Annotated in this window: 17 protein-coding genes; 4 read left to right on the top strand and 13 right to left on the bottom strand. The window is 35.0% G+C overall.

Translation table 11 applies throughout. The features are described 5' to 3' along the window. Positions 1–76 precede the first annotated feature (76 nt). Complete coding sequence (locus tag OWO01_RS00735) at positions 77–277, top strand: cold-shock protein (RefSeq protein WP_091494684.1); 201 nt, start codon at positions 77–79, stop codon at positions 275–277. Between the two features lie 283 nt (positions 278–560). Here OWO01_RS00735 and OWO01_RS00730 read toward each other — a convergent pair whose 3' ends face one another. From OWO01_RS00730 to OWO01_RS00720, 3 genes are all read right to left on the bottom strand, one after another. Further along, positions 561–1,346: an alpha/beta hydrolase gene (locus OWO01_RS00730; RefSeq protein WP_268778496.1), complete on the bottom strand. Its 786-nt coding sequence runs from the start codon at positions 1,344–1,346 to the stop codon at positions 561–563. A 97-nt stretch (positions 1,347–1,443) separates the two neighbouring features. After that, complete coding sequence (locus OWO01_RS00725; RefSeq protein WP_268778495.1) at positions 1,444–2,142, bottom strand: hypothetical protein; 699 nt, start codon at positions 2,140–2,142, stop codon at positions 1,444–1,446. A 135-nt stretch (positions 2,143–2,277) separates the two neighbouring features. Continuing rightward, positions 2,278–3,189, bottom strand: a complete 912-nt coding sequence (locus tag OWO01_RS00720) for an AEC family transporter (protein WP_268778494.1) — start codon at positions 3,187–3,189, stop codon at positions 2,278–2,280. A 211-nt stretch (positions 3,190–3,400) separates the two neighbouring features. On the opposite strand from OWO01_RS00720, the gene OWO01_RS00715 reads away from it, so the two are divergent. Continuing rightward, on the top strand, positions 3,401–4,189 hold the full coding sequence (locus OWO01_RS00715; protein WP_268778493.1) for an HAD family hydrolase: 789 nt from the start codon (positions 3,401–3,403) through the stop codon (positions 4,187–4,189). A gap of 213 nt (positions 4,190–4,402) precedes the next feature. On the opposite strand, the gene OWO01_RS00710 is transcribed toward OWO01_RS00715, so the two are convergent. Continuing rightward, entirely contained in the window at positions 4,403–4,813 is a 411-nt protein-coding gene (locus OWO01_RS00710; RefSeq protein WP_268778492.1) for a DUF4395 domain-containing protein, read from the bottom strand. 340 nt (positions 4,814–5,153) lie between these two features. Here OWO01_RS00710 and OWO01_RS00705 point away from each other — a divergent pair, with 340 nt between their 5' ends. Then, a complete protein-coding gene (locus OWO01_RS00705; RefSeq protein WP_268778491.1) occupies positions 5,154–6,008 on the top strand; it encodes a Cof-type HAD-IIB family hydrolase in 855 nt (284 codons plus the stop codon). Between the two features lie 386 nt (positions 6,009–6,394). Here the strand turns inward: OWO01_RS00705 and licT are convergent, their stop codons facing one another. The 8 genes from licT to OWO01_RS00665 all read right to left on the bottom strand — a co-directional run bounded on the left by licT (position 6,395) and on the right by OWO01_RS00665 (position 12,502). Next, on the bottom strand, positions 6,395–7,264 hold the full coding sequence (licT, locus tag OWO01_RS00700; protein WP_268778490.1) for a BglG family transcription antiterminator LicT: 870 nt from the start codon (positions 7,262–7,264) through the stop codon (positions 6,395–6,397). Between the two features lie 644 nt (positions 7,265–7,908). Further along, positions 7,909–8,361, bottom strand: a complete 453-nt coding sequence (locus tag OWO01_RS00695; RefSeq protein WP_268778489.1) for a Dps family protein — start codon at positions 8,359–8,361, stop codon at positions 7,909–7,911. A 55-nt stretch (positions 8,362–8,416) separates the two neighbouring features. Continuing rightward, entirely contained in the window at positions 8,417–8,932 is a 516-nt protein-coding gene (locus OWO01_RS15975) for a methylated-DNA--[protein]-cysteine S-methyltransferase (protein ID WP_272505943.1), read from the bottom strand. 150 nt (positions 8,933–9,082) lie between these two features. Further along, entirely contained in the window at positions 9,083–9,658 is a 576-nt protein-coding gene (locus tag OWO01_RS00685) for a redoxin domain-containing protein (RefSeq protein ID WP_268778488.1), read from the bottom strand. An 11-nt stretch (positions 9,659–9,669) separates the two neighbouring features. Then, positions 9,670–10,413 carry a cytochrome c biogenesis CcdA family protein gene (locus tag OWO01_RS00680; RefSeq protein ID WP_268778487.1) on the bottom strand — a complete coding sequence of 248 codons (744 nt, stop codon included), beginning with the start codon at positions 10,411–10,413 and terminating at the stop codon, positions 9,670–9,672. A gap of 28 nt (positions 10,414–10,441) precedes the next feature. Next, entirely contained in the window at positions 10,442–11,089 is a 648-nt protein-coding gene (locus OWO01_RS00675; protein ID WP_268778486.1) for a hypothetical protein, read from the bottom strand. Between the two features lie 321 nt (positions 11,090–11,410). Beyond that, positions 11,411–12,037, bottom strand: coding sequence for a class I SAM-dependent methyltransferase (locus OWO01_RS00670; RefSeq protein WP_268778485.1), 627 nt, complete (start codon positions 12,035–12,037; stop codon positions 11,411–11,413). A 174-nt stretch (positions 12,038–12,211) separates the two neighbouring features. Beyond that, a complete protein-coding gene (locus tag OWO01_RS00665) occupies positions 12,212–12,502 on the bottom strand; it encodes a rhodanese-like domain-containing protein (protein WP_268778484.1) in 291 nt (96 codons plus the stop codon). Positions 12,503–12,636: 134 nt separating this feature from the next. On the opposite strand from OWO01_RS00665, the gene OWO01_RS00660 reads away from it, so the two are divergent. Continuing rightward, a complete protein-coding gene (locus OWO01_RS00660; RefSeq protein ID WP_336283687.1) occupies positions 12,637–12,972 on the top strand; it encodes a thioredoxin family protein in 336 nt (111 codons plus the stop codon). A 794-nt stretch (positions 12,973–13,766) separates the two neighbouring features. On the opposite strand, the gene OWO01_RS00655 is transcribed toward OWO01_RS00660, so the two are convergent. After that, positions 13,767–14,465: a CBS domain-containing protein gene (locus OWO01_RS00655; RefSeq protein ID WP_268778483.1), complete on the bottom strand. Its 699-nt coding sequence runs from the start codon at positions 14,463–14,465 to the stop codon at positions 13,767–13,769. Positions 14,466–14,556 lie beyond the last annotated feature (91 nt).

The raw sequence follows: 14,556 nt of genomic DNA, 5'->3' as shown, positions 1-14,556 counted from the left end.
GAAAGTTTTCGTTTTGATGCATGAGCAAGAATAGTAATACATTGTGTGGACAATCCACACTAGGAGGAAAAGTAATATGGCACAAGGAACAGTAAAATGGTTTAACGCAGACAAAGGTTTTGGATTTATCGAAGTTGAAGGACAAGACGACGTATTCGTACACTTCTCAGCAATCCAAGGCGACGGCTTTAAAACACTTGAAGAAGGTCAAAGCGTAACATTTGACATCGAAGAAGGAAACCGCGGACCACAAGCTGCTAACGTTGAAAAAAACTAATTAGAGCTTTTGAATAAAAGATCGCTTCATTTTATATGAAGCGATCTTTTTTTGTGTTCAAATCCATCTTCCCTTAGCCTAATTTCACTTTCCATGGAGCGATTACGCGCTATACAAAATCTCACCGGCAATCTCCATGCAATGAATTGAATAGTAATTCGTGTTTTTCTTCATTCCGATTATTATAGGAGGAAAGTCTAAGGAATGCGCAGACAGATTAACTATTTTTGAACAAATAAGATAGCGTGATTCTAGGAGTTTCTTAACAATTTAACTTTTCCATTCATTCCTCTTTTAGCGGTAACCATTGCAATACTCTTTTTATATGCTCATCCCAGTATCCCCATTCATGTGTTCCAACATCAAAAGTAGTTTTAACATCTAATTTTGTCTGATCTGCAATCGACTTAAATAACTTATTCCCTTCAAACAGAAAATCTTCCGTACCACAGGCATGATATATTTTAGGTTTAGGACCACTAGATTGATCTACTTTCTTTAGTAAATGCAGTACATCATGCATACTTCCCTCAATGTCTTCCTCTCCAAATACATGAAAGAGCGTTTGCTCCAATGGTTCTTCCTTATTTTTCACATGACTAACAAGATCAACAACACCAGACAATGTAGCGGCAGCAGCAAATTTTTCTGGTTTATTTAACGCCCATTTCATTGCGCCATATCCACCCATTGATAATCCTGCAACAAAATTGTCCTCACGCTGATCAGATAAAGGAAATAGCTCTTGAGCAACTCGAGGTAATTCTTCTGTTAAGAATGTCCAATAATTTTTACCATATTTCATATCTGTATAAAAACTATGGTCTACATCAGGCATGACAACTGCAAGGCCATGCTCTGCTGCGTACCGCTCAATGGAGGTTCGACGCGTCCAAATAGAATGGTCATCACTAAATCCATGGAGCAGATACAGTGTAGGATGCAAGTTCTTTGTCCGCTTTTTATTTTTTATGTCAAATTGTTTTGTAGTCTGTTCGGGTAAGAGAACAGTCATCGTTGTATTCAACATTAAGGTATCTGAAAAAAAGTCACAGGTAATTCTCGCCATTTTCATATCATCCTTTTATAAAAAATAGTAAAACCTATGTCGATGTCGAGTGAAACAAATAAAAAATCTTTTAAATATATCCCCACCCTTACACTTGCTATTTGTCATCCTTATCTTCTACTATATCGTCTTCTTCTTTTTCCTCACCCTCTTTCTCTTGACTATCCTTTTTTACATCTTCTTGCTCTTCTTCTCCTGAATCATCTTCTTGCTCGGGCTTTGGCTGTGTGTCTGGTTCTGGTTCAGGATCTGGCTTGGGCTTTGGTTCTGGTTCTGGTTCTGGTTCTGGCTTCGGATCGGGATCTGGTCTTGACTCTGGCTTCGGATCGGGTTTGGGTTTCGACTCTTGTTCTGGCTCAAGTTCTTTTTTAGAAGACGTTGTACGTTCTTCCTTCTGATCCTTGGTTTCTTCAGAATTCGATGTAGAGCGTGAAGAAGAATTCCCATTTGAACTAGTCTCTTGATTGTTTTGAACTGGATTAACGACATCCGATTGTTCCGATTGTTGATCCTCAAATTCATTTTCTAATTCTTGCATTTCATCTTCTTCCCTATCTTTCTCGTCCTGATCAGTTACTGTCTGTTCAGTAAAAAAAGATAAAGTGCTTTTATTACTTCGTTCACGATATGGTTTACTATGATCTGTACCGTTTTGATTGCGAACACGACTTTCTGGTCCCTGATAATCTGTTCTGGACATTTGTGCGCCAGTCTGGTTACTTAAAATAAGTGGTACAATAATACCGATGCATAACATCATTGCAATTGCCACCAACAAGACTTGCTTCTTTTCCATCTACTCACCTACTATTTGTTGACATTAAAATCAGTTATTATTAATACTGTAGCATATTTATGGTTAATTTTGTCGCATTTCGCTTTTTTTTTCATAAAAATACACAGTGCCTATGAAAAGGCACTGTGTACCGTACTAAAAAACAAAGTTTCCAATCATCCATATTAAGAAGAAACTTAATAGCATCGTCACATTGGATGTTGTTCCAACAAATTGTTTATCATAACCAAATTCCACAGAATAAGGTAGTAATGACAAAGGCATTGGTAATATCATACCAATTAATAACGTGTTACGAATCATCATCTCGATTGGTAAAAAGAAAAAGATTAAAATACCTATAAACAGACCAACACCATAACGAATCGACACATACTTTGTAATTAATCGTACATATTCCTTATTAAAATTAAAATTCATGTACATACCTAACAATAACAGTGATAATGGCATGTTCGCACCAGCCAAGATAGATGCCGTATCTAGTATGAGATCTGGTATAGAGAAATTAATAAAATTTAAAATAAAGATTACAAAATAGGTGACCAGAGGAATGGAATTAGACAACTTTTTCACCATATCCTTTACAGTAAAAGTAACATCATCCTCCGAATAAAAACTACCAAGCAGATAGGCAAGGCCGAACACGATAAAAGCATTTCCTACGTCAAACATACCAAAATACTTAACCCCATCCGCTCCCCAAAAACCTTCGACTAAGGGATAAGCGAATAAACCAATATTGTATCCAGGCAGCATCATAATCAGCATGCCTTTTATTCCTTTCGACTCATTTCTGAACAATCGTATTCCTAAATAGGCAAATAGGAATCCAAACACTATTCCAGCTACTACTAAGAGCATTAATGATGGTTCAAAAACAAGGTTATGAAACGAAACAACAATAAGTGCCGGTAATGTCACATTAAAGATTACACGCGCAACAGCCTCTCCATCATTATCTTTAAACCAATGAGTCCTTTTTAAAAGATAGCCGAGACCGATAATAAGTAATGAAAAAATAAATTGTTGATTAAAGCTGCCCACATTAAAGTCCCCTTATTATTTATATATCTTCAAATCTATGTATTTAAAAAACCCTTATCATACAGTTAGTTTCATAAGAGTCAGATATTTTTAGACTCTAAGCAATACTATACCATATACAATAGTACGAAAACAGACCATCATCATTTATTCTCTAGATAGATTGTGATAAAATTACTTTACTTGAAATGAAGAAATGAAGGAGATTATCATGTCAAATTATTCTGTGCTATTTCTTGATATCGATGGAACTATATTAAAAGCAGATCATACAATTGAAGATTCGACTAAAGAGGCAATCAAGCAGATAAAACAACAAGGAATAGAGATTTTTTTAGCAACCGGTAGACCTCTACATGAAGTTTACCATATTGCTGAAGAACTCGATGTTCGTTCTTTCATCGGTTATAACGGTGCTTACGCTAGTTATCGAAAAGAAATAATCTATAATCGTCCTATGAATCCAAAAATTGTTAATCATTATATAGAAATATGTGCAAAACATGATCACGAAATGGTCCTATACACTACATCGCAAAATTTGTTTACAGAAATCCATACAGATGTCGTGCAACAATTCATTCACTATTTTGATTTAAAAGAGAATGCAAGCTATGATCCCAAATACAATGATCAAATTCTTGGCATTACATTAATGAACTTAAAAGAAAATGAGCCGAAATTATATGAGACAGACGCTCCTATTTTCTTTTCACAGGTAAATGTTCATGGGCTCACCCATAGTTATGATGTTATTCAAGATCAAGTAAATAAAGGAAATACGATTCGTCATGTTCTTGATTTATTAAAACTTTCACCTGAACAGGCAATAGCTTTTGGTGATGGTTTGAACGACAAACAAATGCTTCAAGTCGTCGGTACAAGTTTTGCGATGGAAAATGCTCATCCTGATTTGTTTTCTTATGCAAAATATCGAACCACTAGCGTAGACGATAATGGGATTTACAACGGATTAAAAACCCTTGGCTTAATAAAGTGAAAATTCAATCAGTGAAAGTTTTAGGCATTCCGCAATTGATTGTTAGTCCTAAAGCATGTCCTAAAGACTGACCCTTGAATCTTTCGGGATGCTAACGTCCGTTATTCCCACTGAAACATCGTGGTATTCTCGTTGTTTTGAAGTGGGGGTATTGGACGGTTGCTCCGGATAAAGTAACGAGCTCTCTCAAAAGAGAAAGCTCTCATCCATTATCTAAGTGTTTTGATTTTGCCTACGATATTTCCACATCATATAGCGATATCGTATCGTGCATCCGATGCAATAGCCCATTAATGCTATACCAGCAGCTAAAATAACCATTACACTAAACAAATAGCCGATGAAAGTTAATTCAAAATAAAATGCTATTATACTTATTGCTAAACAGGTCGTTGCAATTGCTTGATTAAATAGTTGTTGATTTTTATCCTCTTGAGGATAGGATTTATTTGTTTTCTTCAGAAAACGTGCAGCAAACGCTATAACTGGATTGCGTTTTGTTGTAAGTGTTACAACTCCAACAATAAACGGAATAAACAATAAATAGTTGAAGAAGATCAATGCAATTGCTGTGGAAAGTACTAAGAACCATTGATTTACTTGTACTAAAGGTTTAGGAATCATCTAAACACCTCCTATTTTAAAACTTATTATACACTTTTATTTTCAAACGATATAACAATCGGCTCGTTAGCTTCATATTTATTGCGTTTCCTACTATTTTGGAGTGAATGTAATTGTTCATTCATCAATTCTCAGGTATGCTAATAATGGAGATAAAATGAAACTTCAATCAGTGGGGTTTTTTAGGTATTCCACACTGATTGTTAGTAGAGCCATTCGGGGTGCTAGCGTCTGTTACTCACACGTAAACAACTCGCTATGATCGTTGTTTTGAAGTAAGTGCCCTTACGTATGGTTGCTCCGGGATAAAAATTATCTACATAATTAGGAGGACAACATAATGAAAGTTATTGCGACAGATTTAGATGGAACATTATTGTCTACTACAGGAGAGATAAGTAGTAGAAATGCACAAGCCATTCGAAAAGCACAGGAGGCTGGAATCACTGTGATCGTTGCGACCGGCAGATCGTATCATGCTGCGCATAAACCATTAAAACAAGCTGGATTAACATGTCCAATCATCTGTTTAAATGGAGCTAATATCTATACAGAGAACGGAACAATTACCCGTAGTATACCTTTGTCTAAATCTGTTAGTAAAGAAATTCTAGCTCTATGCCAAGAACATCAAGCCTACTTTGAGCTTTATACGAGCCGTGGTGTCTTTTCAACAGATCGAAAAGATTTTATGAAAATTATTGTGAATATTATCTTATCTTCACATCCAGACGTTTCTGCTGAAGAAGTAGAGCATCGGGCGCAACAGCGCTTTCAAGAAGATGATTTTCAATTTACAAATGATTTTCACGCATTACTTGAAGACCAATCACTAGAAGTTTTTAAAGCTTTAGCTTTCTCTTTAGAAGCAAATGGACTAGATAAAATAAAAGCTCCTTTTAAAGATCGTGATGAAGTGGTTGTAACATCTTCTGGATATGATAATGCAGAGTTTAACCACCCAGAAGCTCAAAAAGGTATTGCACTTCAATTATTCTTAGAGGATAAGAATATTGATTTAGCTGACGTTATGGCAATCGGTGATAATTATAATGACCTGTCTATGCTGGAAATTGTCGGACGTGGCGTTGCAATGGGGAATGCAGAACAAGGTGTGAAGAATTCATGTTCGTTCGAAACGTTATCTAATGATGAAGATGGTGTGGCACATGCAATCGAGACAGTTTTAAAATAATTTTTCATTTTTTGATCTTTTATTCATGCATTTATTTGTTGGATCAATTGAAGGGTTAGTGGCTACTGCTTCCAATAAAGTGAAACTTCAATCAGTGGGGGTTTTTAGGTATTCCCCCACTGATTGTTAGTTGAACCATTCGGGGTGCTAGCGTCCGTTACTCCCACTTAAACAACATGTTTTTCTTGTTGTTTTGAAGTGGGAGTCTTTACGGACGGTTGCTCCGGGATAAAGTGAAACTTCAATCAGTGGGGGTTTTTAGGTATTCCCCCACTGATTGTTAGTTGAACCATTCGAGGTGCTAGCGTCCGTTACTTCCACTTAAACAACTTGATATTCTCGTTGTTTTGAAGTGGGACTCTTACGGACGGATGCTCCGAGATCAATTATTCAAGCATTCTTTTTTCTGCATTTTTTTCTTGAGTAGCAACACGTTGAATGTGTAGAGTTAAAAAAACCTTTTCATCATTAGATACGTGCCAACCATAGGTCTTATTAATAAATTCATCGATCTTTTCACTACAATCAAAGGCTTCTTTATATTTTTCTTTCACTTGTTCGTATAGAAACGATTCGACGCCTACTTTAGTTTTGCCTTCATCTCGAACAAAACGTAATGCGAAAAATTTTAAATGCGTTAAAAATCGTTGATAATTAATCGAATCTTCGTCAAGTACGATTTGATAATGATACTTCACAATAGCTAAAATACTGTTCACCATTTTCGTCATTTGAACTGTTGCTTCCATATTTTCTCCAGATAGTTGACTATTCACTAAGTGTAATGCAATCGAAGCTGCTTCATCCTCAGGCAGCTTAATATTCATATCCTCTTCAATAATTGCTAAAGATGCCTGCGCAATTTTGTACTCCTGTTTATAAAATTTTTTTATCTCCCATAATAATGCGTTGGGTAAATTTATCCCTTGATTGTACCGACCAATGGCAAAACTCAAGTGATCAGTCAAAGCAATATAAATATAGTCGTCAAGTTTATAATCAAGTCTTTCTTTTGCAAAGGATATAATCTTATATGCAATATCGAAATGCTGTTCTGGTATCTCTTTCAGTAATTCCCCTAGCTTATCGGAAACGTCTTGTTCTTCTAAGATAAATGTTTTCTCAACTTTATCCACATTGATCTGATCACCAATTTTTTTTTGAAAAGCAAGTCCTCGACCCATTACAACGATTTCTTCGTATTTCTTATCTTCTGATACAACCACATTATTATTTAATATTTTCTTTATTCTCATTATCAATCGTCCTTTATCGTATAAAATTTTTAGCATTATTCGTCCACTAGCGTCAAAGGATACTAGATCAATTCCCTCTTAAAAATAAAGGAAAACTCAGATAAGTGCGGGTATTTCCAATCTGATTTCTACTAATTATATGCAAATTATTCGGTAAAACCATAAACATACTCCTACTTTAACAACTTTGATTTCATTGATGTTTTAATTGGGAGTTTTTATCGACAGTTGTTTAGAGACGTAAATGATAACGGCGTACTTTACTTCTAGTTTTATCCCTTGTTAGTAAGATATTCAATCCATTTTACTTCTTATAATAATCGCGCTATAAGTTTCCTCTAATTACATCAGTGGGTATTTCCGAGATGGTTGCTAGTCCTAAAAATGAGCCCCAAAGTTCTTTAAAGATTCTGGTGCTAGCGTCCTTTGCTTAGGATAAAATAAAAACCTAAATTTGAACACGAAAATAAACCATCTTCTTTTGGTTAATTGATTCGCTCAAATTTAGGTTTTGCCTGCCGAACAGTAACAATCCTATATGATTATACGATTTTATCTATTATACTATACCATTTTCTAATTAAGCAGTAAAGCAAACAAACATAAAAAGTGCTTGATCCTAAAGACCAAACACTTTTTATTAATTAACCTAAGTATGCTTTTAACATCCACATTGCTTTTTCAATTTCAGTTTTGTATCCAATAAACATATCTTCAGAGATATCGTCACCAGCATCGCCAGCCAAATCAATCCCTTTAGCTAAATCTTTCGTTAGTGTAGTGAAATCATCTAATACGCTTTGAACCATTGTCTTTTGTTCCACTTCTGTTGAATAAGGTTGTTCAGAGATCGTAGAATGTTCTAAGAACTCTCCTAATGTTGAATAAGGTGCGCCACCAATGGTTAGTAAGCGTTCTGCAAACTCATCAAATTGCTCATTCACTTCATTGTAAAGCTCCTCAAATTTTTCATGTAACACAAAGAAATTTGGCCCTTTTACAAACCAGTGGTGTTGGTGTAATTTAGTAAATAAAACACCATGTGTAGCTACTAATTGATTTAGATGATCTTGTAATGCTTTGTTTTCTGTTGTCATGAATAAAACCTCCATTTTTTATTTTATTATAATAATTATTATAATATAATAATTATTATTTGTAAACTATTTTTTGTTCTAATTGTAATAATGTTTTTTTCAATGGTAAGCCTGCACGAAATCCAGTTAATTTTCCATTTTTTCCGATAACACGATGACAAGGATTGACAAGTAATAATGGGTTTGCGCCAATTGCATTAGCTACAGCTCTTATTGCAGTTGGTCGATTAAGTTGTTGAGCAATCGTTTGATAGGTAGTGGTTTGTCCATACGGGATTAATCTAAGTTGTTCCCAGACCATCCGTTGAAATTCTGTTCCATATGGATCAGTTTCCAATAATAATTTATCTGTACAACCTTCTAAGTACCTTCTCATTACTTCTTTTTCTCTCGTATAAAGGTCATTATCACACATTAGCGTATGTTTCATAAAAAACTTTCTTTTAAAGGATACCCAATTATCCTTTGGTTCATCTACAACTTTAATATAACAAATTCCTTTGGAAGTACCAAAAATCATAAAATGAAATTGCTGAAAACAAAAATCTGTGCAATACAAATGTTTGACCAAATCAATAATCTCCTTCTATCGTCAACCTTAACCTTTTAATGTAGTACCCCTATTTTATCTTTTTAAACCAATTTCTCATCATTTTCCTAATATACCAACATTTTTTCACATGAGAATAACATCATATTTTTTAAGTGCTTAAAGAAAAGCTTAATTCATTTGGTTTAAGGCATGTACCATTTGTTCATAATTTAAGGCACCATAAGACTTTTGTTGAATTACGCCTTTCGAATCAATCATAAAAGTCGTCGGTATCGGACGAATTTCATATGTGGAGGAAACACTAGGATTCTCTTCATCTAGAGGGATCATAAAAGTCAAATTATAATCTTCAACAAACTGTCTAATATCTTCAATAGACTCTTCTGTCTGTGTTAAATTTACAGCTAATATTGTCACATCATGTTCTTGATAAAACCTTTCCATATCTGGCATTTCTGCGCGACAAGGTGGACACCAAGTTGCCCAGAAATTCAACATCACCCGTTGCCCGCGATATTCCGATAAAACAACACTCTCCCCATCAATAGTTGTTAATTGAAAATCCGGAGCAATGTCACCAACTTGCAAACCAACAGCAAGTTCATTTTGTTCGACATTTGCTTGATTTTGCTTTGGAGAAATGTCTTCTGAAACACTAAGCTGTTGTTTTTCATTAGCATAAAAATCGTAGATCGCCCAAGCAAACAAAACACAGATTATTGCTAACAGAATATTTTTTTTCAAACAGAACACCCCTAACCTAAATTAGAAAACCAAGTATCTTCAATTAGTCGTAGTAAGAAAATGGATATACGCGTTATTTGTCCGGTAAATAGCAATATACCAAACACAATAATCAAAGCTCCTCCGATTTTCATTATCTTTTCACTATATTTAACGAGAACCTTTGTGAAACTTAAATAATACGTGGATAAGAAAAAAGGTAAGGAAAAGCCGATAATATACATCATTGTATATAAGGCTCCTTCGGCTGGATTATTAGCAGCAACCAATAAAATCGATGCAAAGATAGGTCCAATACAAGGCGTCCATCCAGCTGCAAAACCAATTCCTACAAATAAGCTACCTATAATACTTCCCGGTTTACTCTTAAACCGAATTCGTTTCTCTTTCATCAATGGGATAATCGTAATCCAACCACCGACCATCAAACCTGTTATCATTAAAAATATTCCTGTAACTCTTTGAATAAGGATCCCTGAATTACCTGCTAACATACTTTGGAGCCAATTTCCAAAAAAAGACGCACCTATTCCCAAACTAAAGAAAATAATGGATACACCCAATAAAAAAAATACTGCATGTAGGGACATGCGCATTTTTAACTTTCTATTCTCATCTCCCTGTAACTCTTTTACACTTACACCGGTAATATAGGAAAGATATGCTGGAAAAACAGGTAAGGTGCATGGTGATAAAAAGGATAAAATTCCGGCACCTAAAGCCAACCACGTGGAAAGATCTGTTACCTGTTGCATCGAACCCCCCTCTCTTTCTTTTACTACTCTATGCTTTCTTCTTTGTTTTCAGTAATATAATTAGCCCGACTAGTCCAATCATTAAGTAATACCATGAATCTACGTGAAAACCAAACAATAGCGCTGGGCTAAATGTATGTAAAAAAGCAGAACAAAACCCCCAAATCATTAGAATGTTTGCATGCAAGAACAAATAAGGTATTCTTTTCTCAAGAAGTAATAAGAATAGAAGTAAAATGAAGGAAAGCATCAATTGATAGATAGGAACAAAATCATTCGTAAATATTATTTCACTAAAAAACTGTACAAACATTGTCATCAATAGGACACGCACGAAACTGTCGCTAAAAGATAGTAAGTCAATCTTATTGCGCTTAACCAACATGCTCAAATAAACTGACATCATAACAAAAGCAAGATAAAAAGCTTTTGAATCACTAGGGAAAGCCAACACTGCAATAGGATCAGTTAAAAAGATCCGAATATGTAATAAAACCTTTGAACCAATAATTATCAAGAAAAAGACTATCAAAAAATCTATAACCTGACTTGTTTGCTCTTTTCTAGAAAAAGGACTGGTTACGATCAAAAAAATTATACCGAAAACAAAACTCAAACTTTTAATGATTATATCAAATGAAAGGATAAAAGGACCAAAATATAAAGCATCTGTCATCAAGCGACTCCTTTGAAAAGTTTTTTATTCCTAACACAATCATATACCCTTATAGGTATATGAGCAAGAAAACAGTTTAAGCTATCTCATTATAGAGTTAAATAAAGTGAAACTTCAATCAGTGTAGTTTTTTTGGTATTCCCCTACTGGTTGTTAGTCCAAAAGGATGACCTAAAGGCCCTTCAATCATTTGGGGTCCTAGCGCACATCTACCCCCTCTTAAACAACTTGGTATTCTCATTGTTTTGAAGCGGAGTCTCATGGACTGTCGCTCCGTTATAAAACAAGAAAAGATGCGTAACATTTTCGTTATGCATCCCCTTACTTTTCACATACTACAATCCCTAAAGGATAGTATTCTAGCCTTGCTGAATTGGCTGGTTCAATTAAGGCACCTTTTTGCATATAATAATTCACTACAGAAAAGTTGAATGCATCAAACAAATGATAAAATTCTTTCTGCGTAATTTGATGAATATGAAAAGGTGATCCACATGGGGTTCCCCTCCCTTTACCAAAAGGCGTAGATAAAACCAACGTTCCACCAGGTTTTAATAAATGATAGATATTGCTAAGAAATTTTTCTTCTTCTTCAATGTGTTCATACGTCTCAAAACTAAGGATTGTATCAAAAACCCCCAATTGTTCAACTAATGATTGATCTGTTACATCCGCTTGTTGATAGGATGACTTTGGGTGATAATAGTTTTTCTTTGCATACGCTAACGAATCAGCATCAATATCAATTCCGATAACTTCCTCAACTAGCTTCTTGTTCTTCTTTGCGATAATATGTGTTCCAAATCCAGTACCACATGCAAAATCAAGTACACGCCCTCCCTTTATATATGGTAAGGCAAAGTGGTAGCGAGCTACATGTTCAATTAATAATTCATTGGTTATTTTCATTTTTTCTGGAATAATTCTTTCCCCAGTATCTTCCAACATCATTACCACCACTTTATTATAATTTTTATCCTTACAAAAGCATACCATCAATAGAGTATACTTGAAAAGGAAAAAGAAGCCTATCCATCGTGAAGAGCCTAGGAACATCCCGACTGTTGTTGTATTATATCTCTTTTTTTTGTTCTAATTAATGGTAATAGGAGTATTTAATCTCTATTTTTCTGTCCAGTTCAACATACCACCTGTTATATTCGTTACATTATATCCATGCTCCGTTAAAAAAACCCCGACATCACCGCTTCTTGCTCCAGAACGACATATGAGATAGTAATGTTTCTTTCGGTCCAGCTCTTCCATCCGAAGAGGAATTTCACCCATTGGAATATTTATCACACCAGGAATTTTGCTAACTTCCAACTCGAACGGTTCTCTTACATCAATGATATTAACTTTTTCTCCATTAGATAGGCGATTTTCTAATTCTTTTGTTTGTATTTCTTTCAACATATTTGCTCCTTTTACAGTTAAACTTTGTTGTGTTATTATATTATACCTGCACAGGTATAAGGTCAATTATTTTGTTTTACGATTTTTTTTAAAAAAAATTGAGGATATTATTAATAGGGAGGATGTTATTTATGATGAATAATTTCGAGCAGATCACAAGTATTGAACAAATCGATTATTTCCTACATCAAAACAAACTAGCTTTTTTATTTATTTCTCGTCCTAATTGCAGTGTATGTGTTAGTTTATTTCCTCAAGTTGAAGAAATATTGCTGAAATATCCAAAAATAAAATTAGCGTATATCAATGCAGAGGTATTACCTGAAGTCGCTAGCAAGTTTTCCATTTTTGCTGTACCTGTATTGTTATTGTTTGTTGAAGGAAAAGAGTATGTAAGAGAGGCGAGAATCGTAGCACTAATAGAGTTTGAATCGAAAATCAAAAAAATTTATGATAACCAAAAATAATAAGCAAAATTAAAACGGCCATCAAGAATTGAAAAATCTAACTACTTCGTAATTGACACAAACTGCTGTGCGGTAAGGCATTTGTCCTTTTCACTTTAAAGAGGTTCACACGATGATGTGGTATTAAAAGTTCTGAAACATTATCTTAAGGAGTCTTTTTCACCTAGGTTCAGGGCAGTAAATAACGCTAACATCGTCAAGGTTGCTGATCTTGCTTAGGTTGAGGGTAGAAAATGCTCCTAACCTCATCAAAACGACCTCTTTCGCCTAGGTTAAACACAAATATCGGCTCCAACCTCGTCATAACGACCACTTTCGCTTAGGTTAAGCACAAAAATCGGCTCCAACCTCGTCATAACGACCTCTTTCGCCTAGGTTAAACACATAAATGGCCCCCAACCTCGTCATAACGACCACTTTCGCTTAGGTTAAGCACAAAAATGGACTCCAACCTCGTCATAACGACCACTTTCGCTTAGGTTAAGCACAAAAATGGACTCCAACCTCGTTATAACGACCACTTTCACCTAGGTTAAACACATAAATGGCCCCCAACCTCGTCATAACGACCTCTTTCGCCTAGGTTAAGCACAAAAATCGGCTCCAACCTCGTCATAACGACCTCTTTCGCCTAGGTTAAGCACAAAAATCGGCTCCAACCTCGTCATAACGACCTCTTTCACCTAGGTTAAACACAAAAATCGGCTCCAACCTCGTCATAACGACCACTTTCACCTAGGTTAAACACATAAATGGCCTCCAACCTCGTCATAACGGCCACATACACCTAAATTTTAGGGGATTTCAATTAAATCATTGGTTGAGATCATTCCTAATAATGGCTGGTCAGGCTTACCATCTTCGGTAATAAGCAATGCATCTAAGCGCTTTTGGTTTCTTATTTGCTCAATAAATATATCTTCTGCATGATAGACACTCATAGTCTTAGGAATAAATAGATAGTTCTGCGCTCGTTTTTCATCTTCAATTAACTTACTAATCTTAACATTAACTACTTGCTCAATAGCTTCACTCATATTATGTGCCAGCCAATGCAATATCCCTTTATCCGTTAACAACCCTATAAATTTTTTGTTACGATAAACAGGAAATTGTGAAAAATCCGTTTCTCTAATGATTCCAAGAACGTCACGAAGCTTAAGATCGGATTCGATCGTTCGTAATGTTTTTTGAAACATAGGAATAACTAGTTTTGGAGCAGTGATTTCCTCTGCAATCCGTTCAATGGCCTCAACGATATGATTATGGGGATCTGCAATAGTATAATTCAGTTCGGTACGTTCATGCACAATTGCATTGCGCAACTCGGAAAATTCCAGTAAATCATTATGGTAACGTTTAATTACTGCATTTTCTTTTCGTAATAGATAGACAGATCGATGAAAAGGAATATAACGATTTTCATTAATCTCACTATCCATGTGTTTTTCAATTTTGTTAAATGCTACTATAAATCTTTCTGCATTCTTCACGTAAATCACTCCTGACCATAGATTAACCTTTTTGTATTTTAATTATGTATATTTGTTCTTATACAACTATATTAGGTTCGTTAACGTCGTG

The sequence above is a fragment of the Natronobacillus azotifigens genome (genome assembly GCF_026805325.1).
Taxonomy (GTDB): Bacteria; Bacillota; Bacilli; order Bacillales; family Amphibacillaceae; genus Natronobacillus; species Natronobacillus azotifigens.
This window is presented reverse-complemented; position numbering and strand designations above follow the sequence as displayed.

Bases quoted from the DNA above. Each gene is read 5' to 3' on its own strand.
- OWO01_RS00735 (WP_091494684.1), top strand. From the start codon at position 77: ATGGCACAAGGAACAGTAAAATGGTTTAACGCAGACAAAGGTTTTGGA.
- OWO01_RS00730 (WP_268778496.1), bottom strand. From the start codon at position 1,346: ATGGCGAGAATTACCTGTGACTTTTTTTCAGATACCTTAATGTTGAAT.
- OWO01_RS00725 (WP_268778495.1), bottom strand. From the start codon at position 2,142: ATGGAAAAGAAGCAAGTCTTGTTGGTGGCAATTGCAATGATGTTATGC.
- OWO01_RS00715 (WP_268778493.1), top strand. From the start codon at position 3,401: ATGTCAAATTATTCTGTGCTATTTCTTGATATCGATGGAACTATATTA.
- OWO01_RS00710 (WP_268778492.1), bottom strand. From the start codon at position 4,813: ATGATTCCTAAACCTTTAGTACAAGTAAATCAATGGTTCTTAGTACTT.
- OWO01_RS00705 (WP_268778491.1), top strand. From the start codon at position 5,154: ATGAAAGTTATTGCGACAGATTTAGATGGAACATTATTGTCTACTACA.
- licT (WP_268778490.1), bottom strand. From the start codon at position 7,264: ATGAGAATAAAGAAAATATTAAATAATAATGTGGTTGTATCAGAAGAT.
- OWO01_RS00695 (WP_268778489.1), bottom strand. From the start codon at position 8,361: ATGACAACAGAAAACAAAGCATTACAAGATCATCTAAATCAATTAGTA.
- OWO01_RS00680 (WP_268778487.1), bottom strand. From the start codon at position 10,413: ATGCAACAGGTAACAGATCTTTCCACGTGGTTGGCTTTAGGTGCCGGA.
- OWO01_RS00675 (WP_268778486.1), bottom strand. From the start codon at position 11,089: ATGACAGATGCTTTATATTTTGGTCCTTTTATCCTTTCATTTGATATA.
- OWO01_RS00670 (WP_268778485.1), bottom strand. From the start codon at position 12,037: ATGTTGGAAGATACTGGGGAAAGAATTATTCCAGAAAAAATGAAAATA.
- OWO01_RS00660 (WP_336283687.1), top strand. From the start codon at position 12,637: ATGATGAATAATTTCGAGCAGATCACAAGTATTGAACAAATCGATTAT.